Genomic DNA, 375 nt, shown 5'->3' on the forward strand with positions numbered 1-375 from the left:
CAACCAGGCCTTGCTCCCGGCCTTGGGCATGCCCCGGGCGGCCCAGCAACGCATCAGTCTGTTTCGTGCCCTGCAGGCCCATGACCTGCCGACCCTGGAAACCCACTTCAAGGCCCTGTTTGCCGGCCTGCCCCACGACTGGTACCGCAACAACCCCATTGCCCAGTACGAAGGCCATTATGCCAGCGTGTTCTACAGCCACCTGGCCGCCCTGGGGTTGGCCATTACCGTGGAAGATGCCGGCAACACCGGCCGGGTGGATATGACCGTGGATTTCAATGGCCACATCTACCTGTTCGAGTTCAAGGTGGTGGAGCAGGTGCCGGAGGGCAGGGCGTTGCAGCAGCTCCAGGACAAGGGCTACGCCGACAAGTA

Annotated in this window: 1 protein-coding gene; it reads left to right on the forward strand. The window is 62.9% G+C overall.

The genetic code is table 11. The features are described 5' to 3' along the window. Positions 1–375: PD-(D/E)XK nuclease domain-containing protein (locus ECTPHS_RS13785; protein WP_008933383.1), on the forward strand; the 375-nt coding region annotated here is incomplete at both ends.

The organism is Ectothiorhodospira sp. PHS-1 (assembly GCF_000225005.1).
GTDB lineage: Bacteria > Pseudomonadota > Gammaproteobacteria > Ectothiorhodospirales > Ectothiorhodospiraceae > Ectothiorhodospira.